This window comes from Streptomyces sp. URMC 123, assembly GCF_051386515.1.
GTDB lineage: Bacteria > Actinomycetota > Actinomycetes > Streptomycetales > Streptomycetaceae > Streptomyces.
In genome coordinates, this window is the sequence record NZ_JBPQTV010000597.1 from 1 (window position 1) to 1,487 (window position 1,487).

Sequence of the window (1,487 nt, forward strand, 5' to 3'; positions counted from 1 at the left end):
GGGCAGCCGGGCCGCACCCGGCGCACCGTGTCGCGGCAGTCGGCGCCCTTGAACCCGGTGCCCGCGATCAGGACGCTCGCGCCGGCCTGGCGCAGCGTGTACGCCAGCTCCACGGGGCCGTAGGCGGGGTTGAGGCTGACGAGGACGGCCCCGGCGCGGGCGGCGGCGAACTGGGTCAGCGCCCACTCGGCGGCGTTGCCCGACCACAGGGCGACCCGGTCGCCCTTCGCGACGCCGAGCGCCAGCAGGCCGCGGCCCACGTCGTCGACGGCGCGGTCGAACGCGGCATAGGTCCAGCGGCGGCCCCCGGCGCAGTCGACCAGGGCCTCCCGGTCGCCGAACCGCTCGGCGACACGGGCCAGATGGCGGCCGATCGTGTCCCCGAGCAGCGGTTCGGTGCCGCATCCGCTCGCGTAGGAGAGCTGCCTCACGGTCTCCTCCTCGTCGCCGCCCCCACGGCGGCTCGGCAGGGCCATCATCGGTGCGGGCCGGCGCCCGGCGCCAGGGGTCGTACGGGCGGGGGTTCGTACGGTGCCGTGTCCGTACGGGGCGGGGGGCTCGTACGCGCGGGAGGCTCGTACGGGCACCGTGACCGTACGGGCCGGGGGTTCGTTACGGGCGCGGGGCACGTCCCCGCTCCCCGTCGGCGCGCCACCGGCCGTGGGGGCGCCCCTCGTACGGGCCGCCCGGCGTCAACAAGGCGTCAAAGGGGGGCGGCACCTGGTCAATGCCGCGTCATGGGCTCGTTCGCCCCGCGTGGGGCGGGCATAGCGTCAACGCGTCACGCGCCGCTCGCGGCGGTCCGGTGGGCCGGGCCTCTGCGAGTGGCCGGGGGCGGCGGCCCGCGGACCGCCCGCCACCAGTGACGAACCACCTCACCGCACTCCGCACGGAGGACCCGATGTCCATCACCGTCCCGCCCGCGGCCGGCCGGGGGAGTTCGGGGAGGTCCGGCCGCGGAGGCCGCCGACGACACCGAGCCGGAGGGCCAACGCCCGGCAGGGCCGCTGTACGTGCCGGTGCGCGTCGGCCCTGCCGGAACGCGCGCCCTGCGGTTGTTCCGCACCTCCCTCGGTGAGCGCACCGCCGTGGCGTTCACCAGCGAACAGGGGCTGATCGGCACGATGGGGCGCGGTCAGCCGTCGATCCGGCTCGCCGAACCGGCCCTGCGGGCGCTGACCGCTCCGCTGGGGGTCACCACGGTGACCGTGGACCCGCAGCTCACGGCCCGGCCCACCGGGCACGATCCGGCCCCCCGCACGGCGCACGGCCAGGAGCCGGCCGCCGCGCACGACCGGCCGCGGCCCACCGGGCACGACCGGGCCCGGCCCACCGCGCCAGGCCAGGAGCCGGCCGCCCCTCACGACCGGCCGCGGCCCACCGCGCGCGACCGGGAACCGCGGTGGGACCCCGACGCGGTGGGCGTGCTCCGGGTGACGGGCGCCGCCGCCGCGCTCTCCGCGCTGATGGCGCTGCTCGGCTGACCG

At 78.3% G+C, this 1,487-nt stretch carries 2 protein-coding genes; one reads left to right on the plus strand and one right to left on the minus strand.

Features of this window, described 5'->3' with window-relative positions:
• Positions 1 to 629: AMP-binding protein (locus tag ACSNOD_RS31070; RefSeq protein ID WP_436770418.1), on the minus strand; the 629-nt coding region annotated here is incomplete at its 3' end.
• A gap of 384 nt (positions 630 to 1,013) precedes the next feature.
• Here ACSNOD_RS31070 and ACSNOD_RS31075 point away from each other — a divergent pair.
• On the plus strand, positions 1,014 to 1,484 hold the full coding sequence (locus tag ACSNOD_RS31075) for an SAV_915 family protein (protein ID WP_436770419.1): 471 nt from the start codon (positions 1,014 to 1,016) through the stop codon (positions 1,482 to 1,484).
• Positions 1,485 to 1,487: the final 3 nt, after the last annotated feature.